The organism is Stenotrophomonas sp. P2112 (assembly GCF_041897515.1).
Classification (GTDB): domain Bacteria; phylum Pseudomonadota; class Gammaproteobacteria; order Xanthomonadales; family Xanthomonadaceae; genus Stenotrophomonas; species Stenotrophomonas sepilia.
Genome location: NZ_CP169216.1, coordinates 2,584,536 through 2,601,942, shown reverse-complemented (window position 1 = coordinate 2,601,942; position 17,407 = coordinate 2,584,536). Strand labels below are relative to the sequence as shown.

At 68.2% G+C, this 17,407-nt stretch carries 18 protein-coding genes and 1 pseudogene; 3 read left to right on the top strand and 16 right to left on the bottom strand.

Translation table 11 applies throughout. The features are described 5' to 3' along the window. Positions 1-10 precede the first annotated feature (10 nt). On the top strand, positions 11-913 hold the full coding sequence (locus ACEPA4_RS12075; RefSeq protein WP_005417104.1) for a cation diffusion facilitator family transporter: 903 nt from the start codon (positions 11-13) through the stop codon (positions 911-913). Between the two features lie 216 nt (positions 914-1,129). Here the strand turns inward: ACEPA4_RS12075 and ACEPA4_RS12070 are convergent, their stop codons facing one another. From ACEPA4_RS12070 to ACEPA4_RS12040, 7 genes and pseudogenes are all read right to left on the bottom strand, one after another. Continuing rightward, positions 1,130-1,843, bottom strand: coding sequence for an energy transducer TonB (locus tag ACEPA4_RS12070; RefSeq protein WP_005417103.1), 714 nt, complete (start codon positions 1,841-1,843; stop codon positions 1,130-1,132). After that, on the bottom strand, positions 1,836-1,985 hold the full coding sequence (locus ACEPA4_RS12065; RefSeq protein WP_164093399.1) for a hypothetical protein: 150 nt from the start codon (positions 1,983-1,985) through the stop codon (positions 1,836-1,838). The genes ACEPA4_RS12070 and ACEPA4_RS12065 overlap by 8 nt, the downstream gene beginning before the upstream one ends. Positions 1,986-2,007: 22 nt before the next feature. Further along, positions 2,008-2,214: pseudogene (locus ACEPA4_RS12060) on the bottom strand (RNA polymerase sigma factor); the annotation flags it as partial. A 125-nt stretch (positions 2,215-2,339) separates the two neighbouring features. Next, complete coding sequence (locus ACEPA4_RS12055; protein WP_005417100.1) at positions 2,340-2,846, bottom strand: hypothetical protein; 507 nt, start codon at positions 2,844-2,846, stop codon at positions 2,340-2,342. Between the two features lie 108 nt (positions 2,847-2,954). After that, complete coding sequence (locus tag ACEPA4_RS12050; protein ID WP_005417095.1) at positions 2,955-3,179, bottom strand: hypothetical protein; 225 nt, start codon at positions 3,177-3,179, stop codon at positions 2,955-2,957. Then, positions 3,176-3,877, bottom strand: a complete 702-nt coding sequence (locus tag ACEPA4_RS12045; protein WP_005417093.1) for a glutamine amidotransferase — start codon at positions 3,875-3,877, stop codon at positions 3,176-3,178. The genes ACEPA4_RS12050 and ACEPA4_RS12045 overlap by 4 nt, the downstream gene beginning before the upstream one ends. After that, positions 3,874-4,647, bottom strand: coding sequence for a YggS family pyridoxal phosphate-dependent enzyme (locus ACEPA4_RS12040; RefSeq protein ID WP_065185754.1), 774 nt, complete (start codon positions 4,645-4,647; stop codon positions 3,874-3,876). The genes ACEPA4_RS12045 and ACEPA4_RS12040 overlap by 4 nt, the downstream gene beginning before the upstream one ends. 76 nt (positions 4,648-4,723) lie before the next feature. Here ACEPA4_RS12040 and ptsJ point away from each other — a divergent pair, with 76 nt between their 5' ends. Further along, a complete protein-coding gene (gene ptsJ / locus ACEPA4_RS12035; RefSeq protein ID WP_053499651.1) occupies positions 4,724-6,010 on the top strand; it encodes a transcriptional regulator PtsJ in 1,287 nt (428 codons plus the stop codon). Positions 6,011-6,040: 30 nt separating this feature from the next. Here the strand turns inward: ptsJ and ACEPA4_RS12030 are convergent, their stop codons facing one another. From ACEPA4_RS12030 to ACEPA4_RS12000, 7 genes are all read right to left on the bottom strand, one after another. Beyond that, positions 6,041-6,547, bottom strand: coding sequence for a hypothetical protein (locus tag ACEPA4_RS12030; protein ID WP_005417089.1), 507 nt, complete (start codon positions 6,545-6,547; stop codon positions 6,041-6,043). Positions 6,548-6,628: 81 nt separating this feature from the next. After that, positions 6,629-9,739: an error-prone DNA polymerase gene (locus ACEPA4_RS12025; protein WP_139727271.1), complete on the bottom strand. Its 3,111-nt coding sequence runs from the start codon at positions 9,737-9,739 to the stop codon at positions 6,629-6,631. Between the two features lie 6 nt (positions 9,740-9,745). Then, a complete protein-coding gene (locus ACEPA4_RS12020) occupies positions 9,746-11,155 on the bottom strand; it encodes a DNA polymerase Y family protein (protein WP_005417086.1) in 1,410 nt (469 codons plus the stop codon). Between the two features lie 9 nt (positions 11,156-11,164). Further along, positions 11,165-11,779 (bottom strand): translesion DNA synthesis-associated protein ImuA, encoded by a 615-nt coding sequence (gene imuA, locus ACEPA4_RS12015; RefSeq protein ID WP_139727269.1) that lies wholly within the window; start codon positions 11,777-11,779, stop codon positions 11,165-11,167. Between the two features lie 338 nt (positions 11,780-12,117). Further along, positions 12,118-13,125 (bottom strand): cyclase family protein, encoded by a 1,008-nt coding sequence (locus tag ACEPA4_RS12010; RefSeq protein ID WP_065196109.1) that lies wholly within the window; start codon positions 13,123-13,125, stop codon positions 12,118-12,120. A 36-nt stretch (positions 13,126-13,161) separates the two neighbouring features. Further along, complete coding sequence (locus ACEPA4_RS12005; protein WP_053499638.1) at positions 13,162-13,812, bottom strand: DsbA family protein; 651 nt, start codon at positions 13,810-13,812, stop codon at positions 13,162-13,164. A gap of 92 nt (positions 13,813-13,904) precedes the next feature. Further along, the gene (locus ACEPA4_RS12000; RefSeq protein WP_176556926.1) at positions 13,905-14,855 is read right to left on the bottom strand and encodes a LysR family transcriptional regulator; all 951 of its coding nucleotides are present in this window, start codon (positions 14,853-14,855) and stop codon (positions 13,905-13,907) included. A gap of 116 nt (positions 14,856-14,971) precedes the next feature. On the opposite strand from ACEPA4_RS12000, the gene ACEPA4_RS11995 reads away from it, so the two are divergent. Next, the gene (locus ACEPA4_RS11995) at positions 14,972-15,850 is read left to right on the top strand and encodes a sterol desaturase family protein (RefSeq protein ID WP_005417061.1); all 879 of its coding nucleotides are present in this window, start codon (positions 14,972-14,974) and stop codon (positions 15,848-15,850) included. A gap of 9 nt (positions 15,851-15,859) precedes the next feature. Here the strand turns inward: ACEPA4_RS11995 and ACEPA4_RS11990 are convergent, their stop codons facing one another. Together ACEPA4_RS11990 and ACEPA4_RS11985 are read right to left on the bottom strand one after the other, a co-directional pair. Continuing rightward, positions 15,860-16,564, bottom strand: a complete 705-nt coding sequence (locus ACEPA4_RS11990; RefSeq protein ID WP_065178503.1) for a helix-turn-helix domain-containing protein — start codon at positions 16,562-16,564, stop codon at positions 15,860-15,862. A 304-nt stretch (positions 16,565-16,868) separates the two neighbouring features. Continuing rightward, positions 16,869-17,303, bottom strand: coding sequence for a VOC family protein (locus tag ACEPA4_RS11985; protein ID WP_005417059.1), 435 nt, complete (start codon positions 17,301-17,303; stop codon positions 16,869-16,871). Positions 17,304-17,407: the final 104 nt, after the last annotated feature.

Here is a 17,407-nt window from a genome sequence, read left to right as displayed (position 1 = left end):
TCGGCGAGCGATGGATACCGCGCGCGAGCAACGCATCCTGAAGTTCTCCATCGGGGTGACCATCGCGGTGAGCGCGGTCGGCTTCATCGGTGGCCTGCTGGTGGGATCGCAGGCCATCCTGTTCGACGGCGTGTACAGCCTGGTCGACGTTGCCTTGACTCTGGTTTCGTTGTCGGTACTGCGGCTGGTGGCGCGGGAGCAGAGCCCGCGCTTCCAGTATGGCTATTGGCACCTGGAGCCGATGGTCGAGGCACTCGGTGGGGTGATCCTGTCGCTGGCCTGCGTGTACGCGCTGGCCAACGCGGTCATCGGCTTGACCACAGGCGGGCACGAAGTGAAATTCGGGCCCGCGCTGTGGTGGGCGGCGCTGCTGAGTGCCTGCAACCTGGCAATGGCGACGTTCGTCGCGCAGCGTGCGCGGCGCCTGCGCTCGGCGTTGTTGTGGCTGGATGTAAGAGGCTGGCTGCTGGGTGGATTGATGAGCCTGGCGGTGGTGCTGGCCTTCGTGCTGGCCCTTGTCCTGCATGGCGGCAAGTGGCACCACTGGGTCCCGTACCTGGATTCGATCGTGCTGGCGTTGATCAGCCTGGCGGTACTGCCAGTGCCGGCGCGCAGTGCATGGAAGGCCATGCGCGAAGTGCTGCAGGTGGCGCCGGATGACCTGGACCGGCGCGTGCAGCAGGTAATGCAGGCATTCGTGTCCGAGCGTGGCTATGCCGGTTTCACCAGCCACGTGGCGAAGATGGGGCGGATGCGCTTCATCGAGATCCATGTGCTGGCAGACCCCGGTACGCCATTGGGCTCGGTGGGCGAGGTCGATGCGATGCGCGATGAGATCGCCGTGCGGCTGGATGCGCGGGGCAGCACGTTCTGGTTGACCATCGATTTCACTGCGGATCCGGCGTGGACGTAGCCCTGCCTCTTTCGCGCCGGGGCCTCGCCCGGCCAGGTTCTGTTCCCCTGTAGAGCCGAGCCCATGCTCGGCTGCCGTTCGCATGGAGCAGCCGGGCATGGGCCCGGCGATACAGCACGCTGCGATCGTTGCACACGGCGGACTGCTCTGTTGCGCCGGATGTGTTTGACCTGAACCTGGGTTGAGGTTGCAGACTGCAGCACAGTTCCACAACGCCTAGCGCAGGTAGTACTCCACCGGCACCACCAGTTCCTGTGGTGCCTTCAGTTCATCGGGAATGGGCGGCAGCGGCTGCGCGCGGCGGAAGGTCTGCAGTGCGGCGCCGTCAAGCATCGGCTGGCCACTGGACTGCTCCAACCGCAGGGCCAGCAGGCGTCCCTGGCGATCGATGCTGGCCCTGACCCAGGCAGTGCCCTGCTGGCGCCGTGAGCGGGCCGCAGCAGGGTAGTAGCGATAGCGCTCCAGCCGCGCCATCAGGCGGGCTTCCCACTGATCGCTGGCGGCGCCGGCCTGGAAGTCCGCCGGTGGGGCGTCGGGAGCGGGCGGCGCGGCCGTGATCGATGCCGGTGCGGGACTTGCATCGGTCGCGGCCGCAGGCGGGGCGACCGGCAGGGCTTGCCGGCCAGCGCCACTGCGTTCGCTGGCGGCCACTTCGCCCTCGCGTGCGGCGGTGGGCTTCGGTGGAGGGGGCGACTTCGTGGGTTGGGATGCGCGCGCCTGCTGCGCCTGGCTGGGGGTGTCGGCCTGGCGTTCTTCCACTGGCTGCGGCGGCGTCGCCGGTGCCAGGAGGCGCAGGCTGATGCGCACGTCCTGCTCGGGCGGCGGCAGCAATGGCGGCGCGGCCACCCAGTGCACCAACAGCAGCAGGGGCAACAGGTGAAGCCCGATGCTGATGGCGATCGCCTGCCAGTGTTGGCCGCGCTCACTCATCGTCCAGCACCCATAGCAGGTCGGCGTCGGTCGCATCGACGGATGCACCGACTGAAGCGAGCGCGATCACCAGCGCTGGTGTGCCCGCTGGCAGGTAGCCCGGCATGCCAGTACCGCGCAGTACATGCCAGCGACCGGCCACCAGCAGCGCGGGTGCCGCGGCTCAGGTTGTGGGCGACGCGGTACAGGTAGGCGCGGCCATTGCTCAGCAGGCCACTGGCGGCGATTCTGACGACGCCCAGCCAGGTCTCCTGGACGACATCATCGGCGTCGCTGCGTTGCGGGAGCTTACGGCGGACATGGGCGTGCAGCGGCTGGTAGTGGGCCGCGCACAGCTGCGCGACATCCGTCGGTTCGACAGGCGTGGACACGGGGCGGGCGACAACTGGGAAAGGGAACAGCCCGCGGCGGCAAGGGCAGCGGCTACACCTTACGGCAAAAGAGAATCATTTGCATCCATGGACGCGAGTCGCGGCATGCGTGGCCGACTGCGAGGTCAGCGCGGACGAAAGTCGCAGTGGATCTGCAGGGCTTCGGTGGGGTTGTGATGCAGCTCGAAACCGCAGTGCTGGAGGCTGCGCTTCACCCGGGCGATCGCTTCGGCATGGCGGGCGGTGCGACGCTGCTGCCAGCGCGGCGGGGTGAACACGCCCAGTGGCAGCAGCCGCAGCCGCTTGCCGTGCAATACCACTGAGACATCGATATGACGGCCATCGATGTCGTGGCCGTTGGCGCCGAAGATGGCATCGACTTCATCATGGCGCTGCGGATAGCAGGCGCGGAACACCGCGATGCCGAGCCAACGCACGCCACGACGGAAGCCGCCGAGCCGGCTGTGGCTGGGTTCGAAGCCGCGCGTGACGAGCAGGCCCAGCCCGGCAGGCAGCAATGCCTGCGCGTCGAGCAAACGTTGCAGCACTTCTTCTTCCAGCTGGATGCGGGTAGAGGGCCAGCGCGGTGCGATGAGCAGTCCGTGGTGGCTGCCGCGTTGCAGGGTCAGCATGGGTGAAGCTTCGCACGCGGGCGAACAGCCGGGGTAGTGCCGGCCGCTGGCCGGCAAATCTGTTGCCCGTCAGGTGCCGGCCAGCGGCCGGCACTACCGTGACGATCGTCAGAGGTCGCGGTACTGGATCTGCGAAGCCAGTACGCGCAGGCCATCGGCATTGCTGGACAGGATGCGCTCTTCGCCGATGCCTTTCTGCCGTTTCAGCTGGAAGCCCTGGTCTGCAGGCAGCTGTGCGGCGATGGCGTCCATGCGTTGCATGGCATCGGGGCCGCTGCAGTCGAAGTGGCCCCAGTAGGCGCCATCGCGGTGGATCTGCAATCGGTAGTTCATCGCGGTAGCTCCGGCAGGTCCTGCAGCCAATGGTCGAACATCGCGGTGGCGGCCGCGGCCAGTGGCGCGCCATAGCGACGCGCCTGCGTGCGCAGGTCGTTCGGATCGATGCCGGCCTGCGCCAGTTCCAGGGTGTGACCGATCAGCCAGCGCTCGAACTGGCGCGCGTCCAGCTCCGGATGGCATTGCAGTGCCAACGCATGGTTACCGATGGCAAAGGCCTGGTGGCGGCAGGCCGGCGTGCTGGCCAGGCGGCGTGCACCCGCTGGGAGTTCGAACGCCTCGCCATGCCAATGCAGTACCGGAATGCCCTGCAGGGCCTGCAGTGGCGAGCGCTGACCGTCATCGGTGAGCAGCAGTGGCGCAAAGCCGATCTCCTTGCCACCACTGGCGGCGACATCGGCACCGAGTGCACGTGCCATCAGCTGCGCGCCCAGGCAGATGCCCAGCGTGGGCCGCTGCTGCTGCAAACGCCCTTGCAACAGCGCGATGCTATCGTTGAGGAACGGGTAAACATCAACATCGTTGACGCTGATCGGGCCACCCAGCACCACCAGCAGGTCAGCCGCTTCGGCCGGATCGAGTGCATCTACACCCGCCTGCAGCACCTGCAGCTGCCAGCTCTGGGCCAGCAGCAACGGTTGCAGGGTGCCAAGGTCCTCGAAGGCAACGTGTTGCAGGACAACCGCGTGCTTCATGCCGGGGCTCCATTGCTGGGCCAGTAGAAACTGTCCGGGGTGGCGCGTGCGCCGAAGATGGCCTGGCCGACACGGACCACGGTGGCGCCTTCCTCGATGGCCACTTCGAAGTCGCCGGACATGCCCATCGACAGCTGCGACAGGTCGATGCCGGGTGGGGCGGTACGCTGCAGCTGCTCGCGCAGTTCGCGCAGGCGCACGAAGCACGCGCGCACACGTTCGACTTCGGGAGTGAAGATGGCCAGAGTCATCAGGCCACGCACGCGTAGCCGGTCGAAGACTGGCAGCTGCTGCACGAATGCCTCGACGGCAGCGGGTTCCAGTCCGTACTTGCTGGGTTCGGCGGAGGTGTTGACCTGCACGAAAACATCCAGCGTGCGGTCTTCCAGCTGCAGGCGCTGCTGCAGCGCTTCGGCCACGCGCAGGCTGTCAAGCGCCTGGAACTCGCTGGCGAAGCGCGCCACGTAGCGCGCCTTGTTGGTCTGCAGATGCCCGATCACCGACCAGTGCACGCCCAGATCGGCCATCGTCTCGGCCTTGCGTTGCGCCTCCTGCACCTTGTTCTCGCCCAGCTCGCGGCAACCGGCGGCCACCGCCATGCGGATGCGGGCGTCATCGACGGTCTTGCTGACCGGCAGCAGGCGCACGCTGGCCGGGTCCCGGCCGACGCGGGCACACGCATCGGCGATGCGTTGGCGCACCGTGACCAGGTTGGCGGCGATCTGTTCAACAGACTGGGCGACGGGCCAGTCGGCGGCGGCAAGGGGCATGCGGGCACCTCCAATGCAGGGCGGCCAGGGTGGGATACACTGGCACAGGACAAGAATTATTTTGGCATAGGACAAAATGAAAATCACCGGGCATAGCGCCGAGTCGATCTTCGACAGCATCCGCGATGGCATCGGCAAAGGCCGTCTGCCGGCCGGCAGCGTGCTGCCGCCGGTTCGCGATCTGGCCGATCAGTTGGGGGTCAATCGCAACACCGTGGCCGCCGCCTACAAGCGATTGGACGCGGCCGGCCTGGCCAGCACCGCAGGCCGGCGCGGCACGGTGGTGCGTGGCCTGCCGCCGATGCTGGCGCGCGAGGGCAGTACGCCGGGGTTGGCGCTGCAGGACCTGGCCGGTGGCAACCCGGATCCGCGCCTGTTGCCCAGCCTGCGCCTGGCCGCGGCGGCACCGCGGTTGTATGGCGTGGGCACGGTCGACCCGAGGTTGCAGGCGTTGGCACGCGCCTCGCTGGATGCGGATTGCCCCGAGGGGTACGCGCTGGAGCTGACCCATGGCGCGGTCGATGGCATCGAGCGCCTGTTGGCGGCATGGCTGCTGCCGGGCGATCGCATCGCGGTGGAGGATCCATGCTTCCTCGGTAGCCTCAATGTGCTCAATGCCGTCGGCCATGCGCCGTTGCCGGTGACGATGGATGCGCATGGCATGCAGGTCGAATCGCTGCGACAGGCGCTGGAGGCCGGTGCACGCGCGGTGCTGTTGACACCACGGGCGCACAATCCGACCGGGGCCAGCCTGGATGCGAAGCGGGCACGGGCGTTGCGCCAGCTGCTGGCGGCCTATCCGCAGGTGGCGGTGCTGATCGATGACCACTACGCACTGCTCTCGCAGCAGGCCTACCACTCGGTACTGCCGCTGGATGGCCGGCGCTGGGCGCTGCTGCGTTCGCTGTCCAAGCCGCTCGGCCCCGACCTGCGCCTGGCCTGGCTGGCCTGTGATGACGAGACCGCGATGCGGTTGCGGTTGCGGTTGGCGTCCGGCATCGGTTGGGTCAGTCATCTGCTGCAGGATGCCGCCACTTCGGTGCTGGCATCAGCGCCGCAGCGGGCAAAGATCGCCTCGGCAGGCGAGCGGTACCAGCAGCGCCTGCAGTCGCTACAGGAACTGCTGCGCGTGCGTGGCGTGCCGACGCCGTTGCCGATGGAGGGATTGAACCTGTGGCTGCCGTTGCCGGCCGACAGCCATCCACAGGTGCTGGCGCTGGCTGCGCGCGGATGGCATGTGCGTGCTGGCGAAGTGTTTGCGGTGGCTGCACCAGCGCATGGCCTGCGCATCACCTGCGCGGCGCTGGGGGCGGCGCAGCTGCGGCAGCTGGCCGATGACCTGGCGGCGGTGTGTGGGGTATAGCGCCCAGCCATGCTCGACGCTAGAAGCAGATCAGGGCGCGGCGTTGGCGTTGGGGCGCACGTAGTAGGACTGGCCACTGTCATCGACGAACATCAGCTCCGGCTTGCCCTGCCAGGACGTGAGCATGGCGCCGGTATTGTTCTGGTGCTTGACCATCAGGCTGGCGCCACGGTCCGGATTGGCGACGACCTTGAAGACTTCGGTGGTGCCGGTGGCATCGTCCAGAGTGAGTAGGGCTTCGCCCCCGCGGTCGCTGGTGCCATAACCGCCGCGCTCGGAACCGTCGGGGCCAAGCAGGATCAGGCCGGACAGCGCGGTTGCACGCGGTCCTTGGGTGCGGCCCCTGCTGAGGGGGTCCGGCACCGGCGCACCGAGGATCAGCCGTGGTTGGCCAGTGCCATCGTGGATGACCAGGCCGCGCGCTTCGATGATCCGCTCAGGCGATTGGCTGCGATGCAGGCTCCAGGCGGTCCAGCCGGAAACGAGCAGGGCAAGGGTCGAGACCACCAGGGTGGTCAGCAGCAGCACACGGGGCATCGGGTCGTCCTTCCTTGGATAGGCCGACGATAGCGGATGCCAGCGGGCAAAGGCCAGTTCGTTGTGTGACGATCTGTATCGTCAGTGGAAATCGCGGCTGTGGCTGCGCAGTCCCTGCAGCAGCTCATCCAGGCAGTGCATGCGCTGCACGATGACATGCTGCACGCCATCAACGCGCTCCAGGCGGCCATCGATCTGCATCAGCTGGGTGTCGACCAGCACCCGGTGCTGGCGATCGGCCAGGTGGCGCCAGACCACGGCGTTGACCATCCCGGTCTCGTCTTCAAGGGTGAGGAAGGTAACGCCACTGGCGGTCTGCGGGCGCTGGCGCATGCGCACCAGTCCGGCGATGCGCACGCGGCGGCCATGGCCGTGCCCGGCCAGCTGCGCGGCATCCAGGCAGCCGCGGCTGCGCAGCTGCGCGCGCAGGAACGAGATCGGGTGGCGGCCGAGGGTGGTGCCGGTGCTGCGGTAGTCGGCCTGCATGTCCTCCCAGGCGCTGGGCAGTGGCAGGGGCACGCGGGCTTCGGCAGTGGCACGGGCCTGGTCGAACAGCGGCAGCCGGTTCTCTACGCCCGAGATATCCCAGCGTGCACGATGGCGATGGCCACTGAGCCCGCGCAGTGCGCCGGCATCGGCCAGCAGGCCCTGCTGGCGGCGGTCCAGCGCGGTGCGCTGGCACAGGTCGCCGACGTCGTCGAACGGGCGCCGCGCGCGCTCGCGCATGATGGCCTGCACGGCATCTTCGTTGCAGCCGTCGATCAGACGCAGGCCCAGACGGATCGCCGCCGGCCCCCTGCTGAAGTCCAGCGTGCAGTCCCAGTCGCTGTGGCGTACGTCCACGGGAAGAACGGTAATGCCATGCCGCCGCGCGTCCTGCAGCAGCTGGTCAGGGCTGTAGAAACCCAGCGGCTGGCTGTTGATCAGGCTGGCAGTGAACGCGGCGGGATGATGGCACTTCAGCCAGCAGCTGGCATAGGTCAGCAGGGCGAAGCTGGCGGCATGACTTTCCGGGAAACCGTAATCGCCGAATCCCTTGATCTGCTCGAACAGGTGCTCGCCGTATTCGCGGCTGAAGTTGTTTCTCAGCATGCCGGCCAGCAGTTTCTCGCGATGTGGTTCCAGCCCACCGCGGCGCTTCCAGGCCGCCATCGAACGGCGCAGGGCATCGGCCTCGCCCGGGGTGTAGCCGGCCGCATCCACCGCCAGCTGCATCACCTGCTCCTGGAACAATGGCACGCCCAGCGTACGCGCGAACACGCGTTCCAGCTGCGGTGGGTAGAGCGGGTTGTCCGGGTCGTTCAACGCGTCCGGGCCTTGTTCGCGCAGGATCCGGCGCCGCTCCAGGTAGGGATGCACCATGTCGCCCTGGATCGGGCCGGGACGCACGATCGCCACTTCGATCACCAGATCGTAGAAGTTGCGTGGCTGCATGCGCGGCAGCATCGCCATCTGTGCGCGCGACTCGATCTGGAACACGCCGATGGTGTCGGCGGCGCTGATCATGTCGTAGGTGGGGATGTCTTCGTCGGGGATCGCATCCATGCGCCCGCTGTGCAGGCCATGCTGTTTCAGCATCGCCAGGCATTTGCGGATGGCCGTGAGCATGCCCAATGCCAGGCAGTCGACCTTCATCAGGCCGGTGGCATCCAGGTCATCCTTGTCCCACTGGATGACGGTGCGGTCGGCCATCGCCGCGTTCTCCACCGGTACCAGGGTCGACAGTGGATGCTCGGAAATCACGAAACCGCCCGGGTGCTGCGACAGGTGGCGCGGAAAATCGATCAGCTCTGCGGTGAGTGCCAGCAGGCGCCGCATCAACGGCGTGTCCGGATCGAAGCCACGCTCGCGCAGGGTTTCCGGCAGCGGGATGTTGCCGCCCCAGTGGTCCATCGCCGCGCCCAGTTCGTTGACCTGGTCCATCGGCAGGCCCAGCGCGCGGGCCACGTCGCGGATCGCGCTGCGGCCACGGTAGCTGATCGCCACCGCGGTCAGTGCGGCGCGCTCGCGGCCGTAGCGCTTGAACACGTACTGCAGCACCTCCTCGCGCCGCTCGTGCTCGAAGTCGATGTCGATATCCGGTGGTTCGTCGCGCTCGGCGGAGATGAAGCGCTCGAACAGCAGGTTGCTGCGTGCCGGGTCGATCTCGGTCACGCCCAGCACGAAGCACACCGCTGAGTTGGCCGCTGAGCCACGGCCTTGGCAGAGGATGTCCTGGCTGCGCGCAAAGCGCACGATGTCCTGCACGGTGAGGAAGTAGGAGGCATAGTTCTTCTGCTTGATCAGCGCCAGTTCGTGCTCGATCTGCGTGCGTTGCTTCGCTTCGATGCCGCCTTTCCAGCGCCACTGGATGCCGCGCTCGACCAGCACGCGCAGCCAGCTGTCCGGATCGTGTCCTTCGGGCACCAGCTCGCGCGGATAGGTGTACTGCAGCTGTTCCAGGGTGAAGTGGCAGCGCTCGGCGATGCGCAGGGTTTCAGCCAGCAGTTCGGGCGGATACAGCTGGGCCAGCGCGGTACGCGGGCGCAGGTGGCGCTCGCCATTGGGAAACAGGCGCCAGCCGGCCTCGGCCACGCTGCAGCGGTGGCGGATCGCGGTCAGCGTATCCTGCAGGGCGCGGCGGCGTCGCACGTGCATGTGCACGTCGCCACTGGCGACCAGGGGCAGGCGGTGGCGTTCGCCGAAGGCCTGCAGCTGCTGCAGGCGGCGTGCGTCATCGTGTTCGCGGTGCAGTTCCACCGCCAGCCACAGCCGATCATTGAAGCCGGTGCGCAGCAGTTCCAGGTCGGTAGCGGCCGGTTGCCGGTCCAGCCATAGACAGAGCAGGCCGTTGGGCAGGCCGAGCAGGTCCTCGCGCAGGCAGAGGTACTCGCCCTTGGCAGCCCGCCGCCGGCAGGTCGTGATCAACTGGCAGAGCCCGGCATAGGCGGCCTGGTCGGTGCACAGCAGGGCCAGCTTCGGCCCGTCCTCGACCTGGAATTCGGCACCGACGATCAGCGCCACGCCATGCGCCTTCGCCGCTTGCCAGGCACGCACGATGCCGGCCAGCGAGCATTCGTCGGTGATCGCCAACGCGCGGTAGCCCTGGCCAGCGGCGCGCGCGAACAACTCTTCGGCGATCGAAGCACCGCGCTGGAAACTGAAGGCCGACAGGCAGTGCAGTTCGGCGTAGCCGGGCAGTTCGCTGCGCATGGCGGCTCAGCCGAACCAGCCGTGCAGCATCCACGGCGCATGCGGATCGTTGCGCGCGCGGAAGGCCCAGCCGCGCTGGCCATGCGCGGTTTCCACCACGTAGTAGTCGCGGCGCGCGTCAGCCTGGTCCCACCAGCCCGATTCGATCCGCTCCGGCCCGGCGATGATGCGCAGGCGCGGGTCACGCAGCGGCTGTGGAGCGTCCAGCAGCCAACCGGGGCGCAGTGGCCAGTATGCCGGTGGCCTGGCTGCTGGCTGGGTGCCGCTGGCGCGTTCGGGGCGATGGTCGGCCTGCACTGCCAGCGGCTGCACGGCGTCATCGCCGAGCCGCGCGCGCAGGCGCTCACGCAGCTGGTTCCACGGCATCGCCTGCGCCGGACGGGTATCGAACAGGTCACGCGCGGCGGGCACGAACGGCGGCAGCTGTTCGGCCTGCAGGCGCAGTGCGCGGCTGCCGGCCGGCAGGGCGAACGCTTCCATGCGGTTGCGCGCGATCTCGAACAGCAACGCGGGATCGCGTTCGGGCGCCAACAGGCCGATGGTCAGCACGCTGGCCGGCAACAGGTCATGCTCGAAATGCAGGTCGAAGCGCTGCACGCCGCCATCGCGCGAACACAGGAACGCGGCCAGGTCGAGCAGCAGGCGGCGCAGCGGGAACAGCAGGGCCTGGCTGGATTCGATCTCGTATTCGAATTCGATGCGCGCATCGAAACGGTCCGGTGGCTGGTAGTAGCGCAATGGCGCGGTGGGCAGCCCGCGCAATGCATCCAGCTGCTGCAGGACCTCGGGGGCGAAGCGCCGGGCCAGGCTGTCGCGCGGCAGCTTGAGCACCGCGCCCAACGTGCGCAGGCCGGAACGGCCAAGCACCGTCACCGCCTCGCTGGGCAGGCCGCAGCGCGCCAGGGGCAGCTGCGCCAGCGCCGCCGGCAGCTGCTGCGCATCAAGGCCGAGGCCATCGTGGACGTTGGCCAGCACGCGCGCGGCATGTGGGGTAGGCGCGGCCACCAGGCGGTGGCGGAAGCCGAGTTCGTGCAGTTCGTTGCGCAGGCGCTGCTGGATCGTCAGCCAGTCACCGAACAGGGCGCGGCTGGCACCGATTTCCAGCACCAGCGCATGCGGAAAATCGAGGCTGACCTGCGAGCTGTAGGCATAGGCCCAGCTGGCCAGCAGCTGCCGGGTGTGCTGTTCGGCATTGGGGTCGTAGTCGTGCAGGTGCATGTCCTGCACCAGTACCTGTGCAGCCGACAGCAGCATGCCCGGGCGCAACCCCGCGGCGCGTGCTGACGGGCTGACTGCACGCACTACGCGTCGCTGTGCCGGCCCCTGCAGCAGCACCAAGGGCCGCTGTGGGTCGGGCTGCAGGCGCAGCACGCTGTCCAGCGCCAACTGCGGCAACAACAGGCAGGCCCAGTGCATGGCGCGTCCTCAGTGGGCGATGGCCAGCGGCAACGGTTGTGCCGGCGGCAGGCCGCCACGGCACTTCAGCACCCGCACCTGGCCGTGGTCGAGCTGCAGGCGCAGGCTGGCCGGGGAGGGATTGCGCGCGGCCTGCGCCTCGCGGAACACGAAGCCCAGGCACTGGCCGCTGTCGGCGGCCACCTGCAGGCGGCGCAGGGCGCGGTCGTCGGCTTGATGCGGCCAGCACAGTACCGCCGCGCAGGCCGCAGAGCGCAGGCACTGTTCGGCGGCCCACAGTGCCTGCTTCGGCGTGGCCTGGATGACCTGCAGCTGGGCCAGTTCCAGCCCGGCCGCTGCCCAGGCCGGAGCGTGCGGGCGATAGGGCGGAGCGACCAGCACGATCGGGCGGTCGCGCTGGCTCAGCCTGGCCAGTGCCGGCCATACCAGCGCCAATTCGCCAACGCCGGGCACCGCCTGCAGTACCTCGCACAGTCCGCTGGCCGGCCAGCCGCCGCCGGGCAGGCGTGCATCCAGTGCCGGATGGCCGCTGGCCAGATGGTCGCTGGCTGGGCCCTGGCGGGCCGGGCCGCGCCACAGCTGGCGCCCGTCCAGCAGCCGGTCGAGGGCAACGACCGCACCCATCAGCCGATCCTCCAGGGGAGGCGCCGGGTGGGCTGGAAGCGGCAGGAACGGGCGGAAACGGCGGGCATGGCGCGAGTATCGACGAGCCGGTATCAGGGGCTGAGACCAGACATGCTACTCGCGTTGTAAGTAGAATTACTAATGAAATCGGAGGGTCCGGTTTCAGGTTGCTGAAGGGGGAAAGCATCCACGCATGGCGTGGATCTACTGGAGAGCCACGGCAAATCCATGCCGCAGCCTGGTAGATCCACGCCATGCGTGGATAGCGGTAAAGAGCGGTGCCGACCAAGGTCGGCACCCACCCGGCATGGCCCGTTGCTACCCGGGGATGCCCCTGGTTACGGGCGCACCGGCAGCGCCACCGGGCGCAGTGGCGCGGCATCGCCACCGCGGATCTTCAGCGGGCCGCCGATGAAGGCGAATTCGTAGACCTTGTCGCGGGCCAGTTCGTCCAGCGCCACCAGCTCGATGATCGGCGCACCCTGCTGTGCCAGCAGGTAGGTGTGCAGCGGCACGTAGTCGTCGGACACCTCCGAAGGGAAGGTCTCGAAGCTGAGGTTGTCGGCGCCGACGATCATCGCGCCGCCGTCCTCGACCAGGAAGCGTGCCGCGTCCAGGCCCATGCCCGGCGGGTTGGCCATGTAGGCCCTGGGCTGCTCGAACAGGCGCATGCGGCCGGTGCGGATCAGCACCACGTCACCCTGCTGCAGTTTCACCTTCTGGCGTGCCAGCGCATCCTTCAGGTCCTGGCGGGTGACGCGGTAGCTGTCCGGCAGCATGTCCACGCCCTTGGCGCCGGCCACGTCGATCAGCACGCCACGCGCGATCAGCGGCGGGAATTTCTCGATGCCGGTGACATTCCAGCCGCGGTCGCCGAGGTGCTTGTCGGCCTCGAAGCCGTTCCAGATCTTCCCGTGGATGCCGAAGTGGTTCAGCGCATCGATGTGGGTGCCGGTGTGGCTGTACATCGAGAACGCGGTGCCGGTGTAGCTGCGGGTGAGGTTCATGGCCTCGCCCACGCCCATCGGATCGTCCATCACTGTGCCGCGCGGGGTGTGGGTCATCCAGAACTGGTAGTGCGGGTCGCCGGCATCCTGCCAGCTGGGCATGCCGACGTAGTAGTCGGTGGCCAGGTCATAGGCCTTGCCGCCGCTGACCCGCGACAGGATCGCCGCACGCGAGGCTTCGGTGATCAGGTTGAGGCGGCCGATCTCGTCCTTCGGCCCCCACGGGCTGGTGCCGACCTGCTGGCCGGAGGGAACGCGTTCGTGCGCGGACACGGTGGTGGACGCGGCGGTGGCGGCCAGCAGCAGGGCCAGCGCGGTGGACAGGGTACGTGGGGTCATGGGGAAATCTCCTTGCAGGGTGGGGGAGGGGGCGGCTCAGGCCGCGACCAGGGGCGCCAGGGCCTGGCGCAGGTGTGGGAGCGGCAGGGTCTGCAGGCGCAGGCCGTTGCCGCCGATCACGGTGGGGATGGAGCGGATGCCGAGCGCGGCAGCTTCGGCGCGATCGGCCTGCACGCGCTGGCGCACCGCGTCGCTGCGCATGTGGTCAGCGAAGGCGCCACGTGGATGGCCCAGCGATTCGGCAATATCCAGCAGCACTTCGGCATCGCCGATGTTGCGGTGCTGGTGCAGGTGCGCCCATTGCACCGCGTCGAACATCGCGCCATGGGCATCATTGCCACCGATCAGCCCTGCGGTCTGGCAGGCCAGTGCGCCGAGCCAGCCGGACGGATACTCGAAGTCCTGTGCGCGCATGCCTTCGATATCGATGCGCGCGATGTCTTCATGCGCGGCGCAGTCGGTCCAGTGGCGCAGGATGATCGCCTTGGCGCGCGCCATCGAGCCGAACACCTCGACCATCTGCGCGCGCGAGTCCTGCAGCACGAAGCTGCGGTGGCGCACCTGGATGCCGAGTTCGGCGGAGACCTGCTGCAGGCGCGGGGCCAGCACGAAGCACCAGCCGCAGACCACGTCGTGGAAGAAATCGACCACCGGCGCTGCGGTGGCGGGGGAAGGAACGGGAGACATCTGCCTGCCATCGGTGAGAGGAGAGGCGGCAGAGTAGGCAGCGCGGCGTGGCCGAAACAGCACGCTGCGGACAGCTCAGTTTTCGCTGGCAGTTACGAATCCAGGCCGGCGCAGCCGGGCAGCTCGGCGTGCAGGAAGTCGATGAAGGCACGCACCTTGGGCTGCAGGTGGCGCGAGGTGGGGTAGACCGCATGCACGAAGCGCGGCGGATAGCGGTGGTCGGGCAGCACCTGCTGCAGTTCGCCCCGCGCCAATGCCGGCGCGGCCAGGAACGAAGGCAGGGCGCCGATGCCCATGCCCGCCACCAGCAGGTCACGCAGCAGCAGGCTGTTGTTGACGGTCACGCGTGCCGGAAGGGTGATCGTCACCTGGCCATCCGGGCCGAGCAGCGGCCAACTGCCCGGTGAGTCGGACAGGCTGTAGGCCAGCACGCTATGGGCCTGCAGATCCCCTACTGCCTGCGGTGCCGGATGCTGCCGCAGGTAGGAGGGCGCCGCGCACAGCACCTGCTGCAGCGAGGCCAGCCGGCGTGCCACCAAGCGTGAATCATCCAGCTCGGCACGCAGCCGCAGCGACACATCGAAACCCTCACCGACTGCATCGAGCAGGCGATCTTCCATCACCAGGTCCAGCGACAACTGTGGATGCTGCTGCAGGAAGCGCGGCAGCAGCGGCGACAGCGTGCTCAGTGCGAATGACTGCGGCGCGTTCACGCGCAGGCGCCCGGCCACCTCGCCGCGCTGTTCGGCGATGCCGCGTTCCAGCGCTTCCAGCTCGTCGAGCAGGCGGCAGCATTCGCGGTAATAGGCGTGGCCGGTTTCGGTCAGGCTCATGCGCCGCGTGGTCCGCTGCAGCAGCACCACGCCCAGATGCGTTTCCAGCGTGCGCAACTGCTTGCTCAGGCCGGCCGGCGACATGCCCAGGTCTTCGGCGGCACGAGCGAGCCCGCCGCGTTCGACGATGCGGCGGAAGGCGCGCATCAGGTTGAAGGAGTCCATGCCGGTCCCGGGCGCGATGAGAGCGTCATTGTAGATCCACGCCATGCGTGGATGTGGGAAGCGTGGTGCCCGCAGGGTTGCGCCGTTTGTTCAAGCCAGCAACCCACACGCCACGCCAGCATGCAGGCCCCTCACTTCCCGGGTTGCCCATGAAGCACTGGATGCTCCGCCTGTATGCCCCGCTGTTCCTGCTTGGATTCGTCGCCACTGCCGTCGTCTGGGTGGGCCACTGCCATGGCGATCCGTTGTGGCTGCTGACCCTGCTGGCGATCGCCATTGCGGTTTCGTTCGTCGCCGAGCGCGCCTGGCCGTATGACCCTGCGTTCAACCGTGACCACGGCGACCGTGTGCGTGACGCCCTGCACGCGCTGGTCAACGAAGGCCTGAACCTGTTGTCGATCGCGGCGGTGCCGCTGCTGGCGGCGATCATTCCGTGGCAGTTGTGGCCGCTGCAGTGGCCGTTCGCACTGCAGCTACTGGTGGCGATCATCGCTGCCGATCTCGGCATCACCCTGGTGCACTACGCCAGCCATCGCATCGGCTGGCTATGGCGCCTGCATGCCGTGCATCACAGCGTGACCCGCATGTATGGCTTCAACGGGCTGATGAAACACCCACTGCACCAGGCCGCCGAAGCGGTGGGCGGCGTGCTGCCGCTGCTGCTGTTGGGCCTGCCGATGCCGGTGGCGGCGGTGCTGGCGTTTGCCATCGCCATCCAGCTGCTGCTGCAGCACTCCAACGTGGACATGCGCCCGGGTGTGCTGGGCCGGGTGATGGCGTGGGCACCGCTGCATCGCTTCCATCACATACGTTACGGCACCGCCGGTGACGTGAACTTCGGCCTGTTCCTGACCGTCTGGGATCACCTGCTGGGGACCGCCTTCGATGCGCCGGGCTATCGACTGCAGCAACGCGACCTCGGCATCGGCAGCCAACCTGACTATCCACGCGATTACGCGGGGCAGCTGCTGGCGCCGTTTCGTGAACTGCCGCATGGCGAGGTGCCGGAGCTGCCCGAAGGCCTGCGCAGGCGTGGGTGATCGGCCGTGTCAGGTCGCGCGCAACTGCAGGCCCTGCAGCTGTGCGGCACCGATGCCGAACATGCGGCGCAGGCTGCGCGAGAGATGGGCCAGGTCGGCGAAGCCGGCGGCATGCGCGCTGGCGGTCAGACTGTGCCCCTGCAGGTGGTGCGCGAGCGCGGTACGCAAACGCTGCCACAGCACCCAGCCGCGCAGGGTCACCGCCAGGTCGGACTGGAAACGCCGGTGCAGCTGGCTGGTCGACAGGTGCGCGGCTCCGGCGATGTCGGCAGCCGGCACCGGGCCAGGCAGGTAGTGGCTGATGCGGGCCAGCGCCGCCTCTACCCGCCGGTCCAGTGGCTGCGCGCGGCTCAGCCGTGGCAGCCAGCGGTGCAGCCCGGCCGCAGTGCCGGGCAGCGAGTGCAGGTGCTGCTGGATCTGTTCGAGGTCGGCATGCGCCGGCTCAAGGAACACCGTGCAGCCCGCGTCCGGTGCCGACAGGATCGCGTGCGGCCGGAACGACGGCACCCACAGCCGTTGGCCCTGCTGGCGCACACCGTCGATCTCGACGTGCCAGGGAGTGGCTTCGCTCAACAGCAGCTGATGGGCATAGTGCGCGTGTACATCGCTGTCACCGGCACGCCCCTGCAACACGGCCACGTGAGCATCCAGCAGCAGCGTGCCATTCCAGGGCAGGGCGGGGGAGGGCATGGAGGGATTGTAGATCCACACCATGCGTGGATGAATCTCCATCGAAATCGAGTAATTCGACGATTGATCGAAGAGCATCCACGCATGGCGTGGATCTACTGCAGATTGCGACGAACTGTCGAAGGCGGGGTGGGTCCGGTTGCGGGGGCGTGAGCGCCATGGATGGCGCGACCGAGCCTCCAGGGACGGATTCACGGCGTCCCCCGCAACCGGACCCACCCCGCCATCCCACAGGAAGCCCGCTTTTGCTTCGGCTGTTGCTTCTGAGGTTGCCGGCCAGCGGCCGGCACTACCGCGGGGGCCGGGCGCAGCCTGGCCGTTCGCCCCCTCACCGCCCCTGCGGATCCGGCCGGTGATGCACGTACTCGACCACCGTGCCATCGGGATGCACCGCATTGAACGCCGCCCCGGTCGGGACCACCTGCAACGGGAAGATGATCTCGGCGCCGGCGGCAACCAGTTTGTCGTGATAAGGCCGAACGTCATCGACCAGCAGTGTCCCCGTGGTCGAGGTGAACGGCGCCAGCGCCGCCTCGCTGCCCTCGATCAACAGGAACGCACCGACCATGGCCAGGCGCAGCCCGGCCTCCGGAAACGGAAAGCCCGCATCGGCCACCACGCCCTGCAGCTGCTCGTAGAAGGACACGCTGCGTTCCAGCTCACCGGGGGCCACGAACACCCGGATCAGCACGCGCGGTGCGCGCTGGCTGGAGGTATCGCAGCGGTCGCGCCAGAGATGGTCGAAGTCGCGGTGGACGGTCATGGGCTCGGTTCGTGGCCAGGGACCTTCATTATCGGCAGCCTCGCACGGCGCGCTGATGACCGCCGGTGATGGCCTGATAACTGCAGGCTGGGATCGCCCCTGTG

Excerpts from the sequence above, each read along its gene's own strand:
- ACEPA4_RS12075 (WP_005417104.1), top strand. The coding sequence starts at position 11 with ATGGATACCGCGCGCGAGCAACGCATCCTGAAGTTCTCCATCGGGGTG.
- ACEPA4_RS12070 (WP_005417103.1), bottom strand. The coding sequence starts at position 1,843 with ATGAGTGAGCGCGGCCAACACTGGCAGGCGATCGCCATCAGCATCGGG.
- ACEPA4_RS12055 (WP_005417100.1), bottom strand. The coding sequence starts at position 2,846 with ATGCTGACCCTGCAACGCGGCAGCCACCACGGACTGCTCATCGCACCG.
- ACEPA4_RS12050 (WP_005417095.1), bottom strand. The coding sequence starts at position 3,179 with ATGAACTACCGATTGCAGATCCACCGCGATGGCGCCTACTGGGGCCAC.
- ACEPA4_RS12045 (WP_005417093.1), bottom strand. The coding sequence starts at position 3,877 with ATGAAGCACGCGGTTGTCCTGCAACACGTTGCCTTCGAGGACCTTGGC.
- ACEPA4_RS12040 (WP_065185754.1), bottom strand. The coding sequence starts at position 4,647 with ATGCCCCTTGCCGCCGCCGACTGGCCCGTCGCCCAGTCTGTTGAACAG.
- ptsJ (WP_053499651.1), top strand. The coding sequence starts at position 4,724 with ATGAAAATCACCGGGCATAGCGCCGAGTCGATCTTCGACAGCATCCGC.
- ACEPA4_RS12030 (WP_005417089.1), bottom strand. The coding sequence starts at position 6,547 with ATGCCCCGTGTGCTGCTGCTGACCACCCTGGTGGTCTCGACCCTTGCC.
- ACEPA4_RS12025 (WP_139727271.1), bottom strand. The coding sequence starts at position 9,739 with ATGCGCAGCGAACTGCCCGGCTACGCCGAACTGCACTGCCTGTCGGCC.
- ACEPA4_RS12020 (WP_005417086.1), bottom strand. The coding sequence starts at position 11,155 with ATGCACTGGGCCTGCCTGTTGTTGCCGCAGTTGGCGCTGGACAGCGTG.
- imuA (WP_139727269.1), bottom strand. The coding sequence starts at position 11,779 with ATGGGTGCGGTCGTTGCCCTCGACCGGCTGCTGGACGGGCGCCAGCTG.
- ACEPA4_RS12010 (WP_065196109.1), bottom strand. The coding sequence starts at position 13,125 with ATGACCCCACGTACCCTGTCCACCGCGCTGGCCCTGCTGCTGGCCGCC.
- ACEPA4_RS12005 (WP_053499638.1), bottom strand. The coding sequence starts at position 13,812 with ATGTCTCCCGTTCCTTCCCCCGCCACCGCAGCGCCGGTGGTCGATTTC.
- ACEPA4_RS12000 (WP_176556926.1), bottom strand. The coding sequence starts at position 14,855 with ATGGCGTGGATCTACAATGACGCTCTCATCGCGCCCGGGACCGGCATG.
- ACEPA4_RS11995 (WP_005417061.1), top strand. The coding sequence starts at position 14,972 with ATGCTCCGCCTGTATGCCCCGCTGTTCCTGCTTGGATTCGTCGCCACT.
- ACEPA4_RS11990 (WP_065178503.1), bottom strand. The coding sequence starts at position 16,564 with ATGGTGTGGATCTACAATCCCTCCATGCCCTCCCCCGCCCTGCCCTGG.
- ACEPA4_RS11985 (WP_005417059.1), bottom strand. The coding sequence starts at position 17,303 with ATGACCGTCCACCGCGACTTCGACCATCTCTGGCGCGACCGCTGCGAT.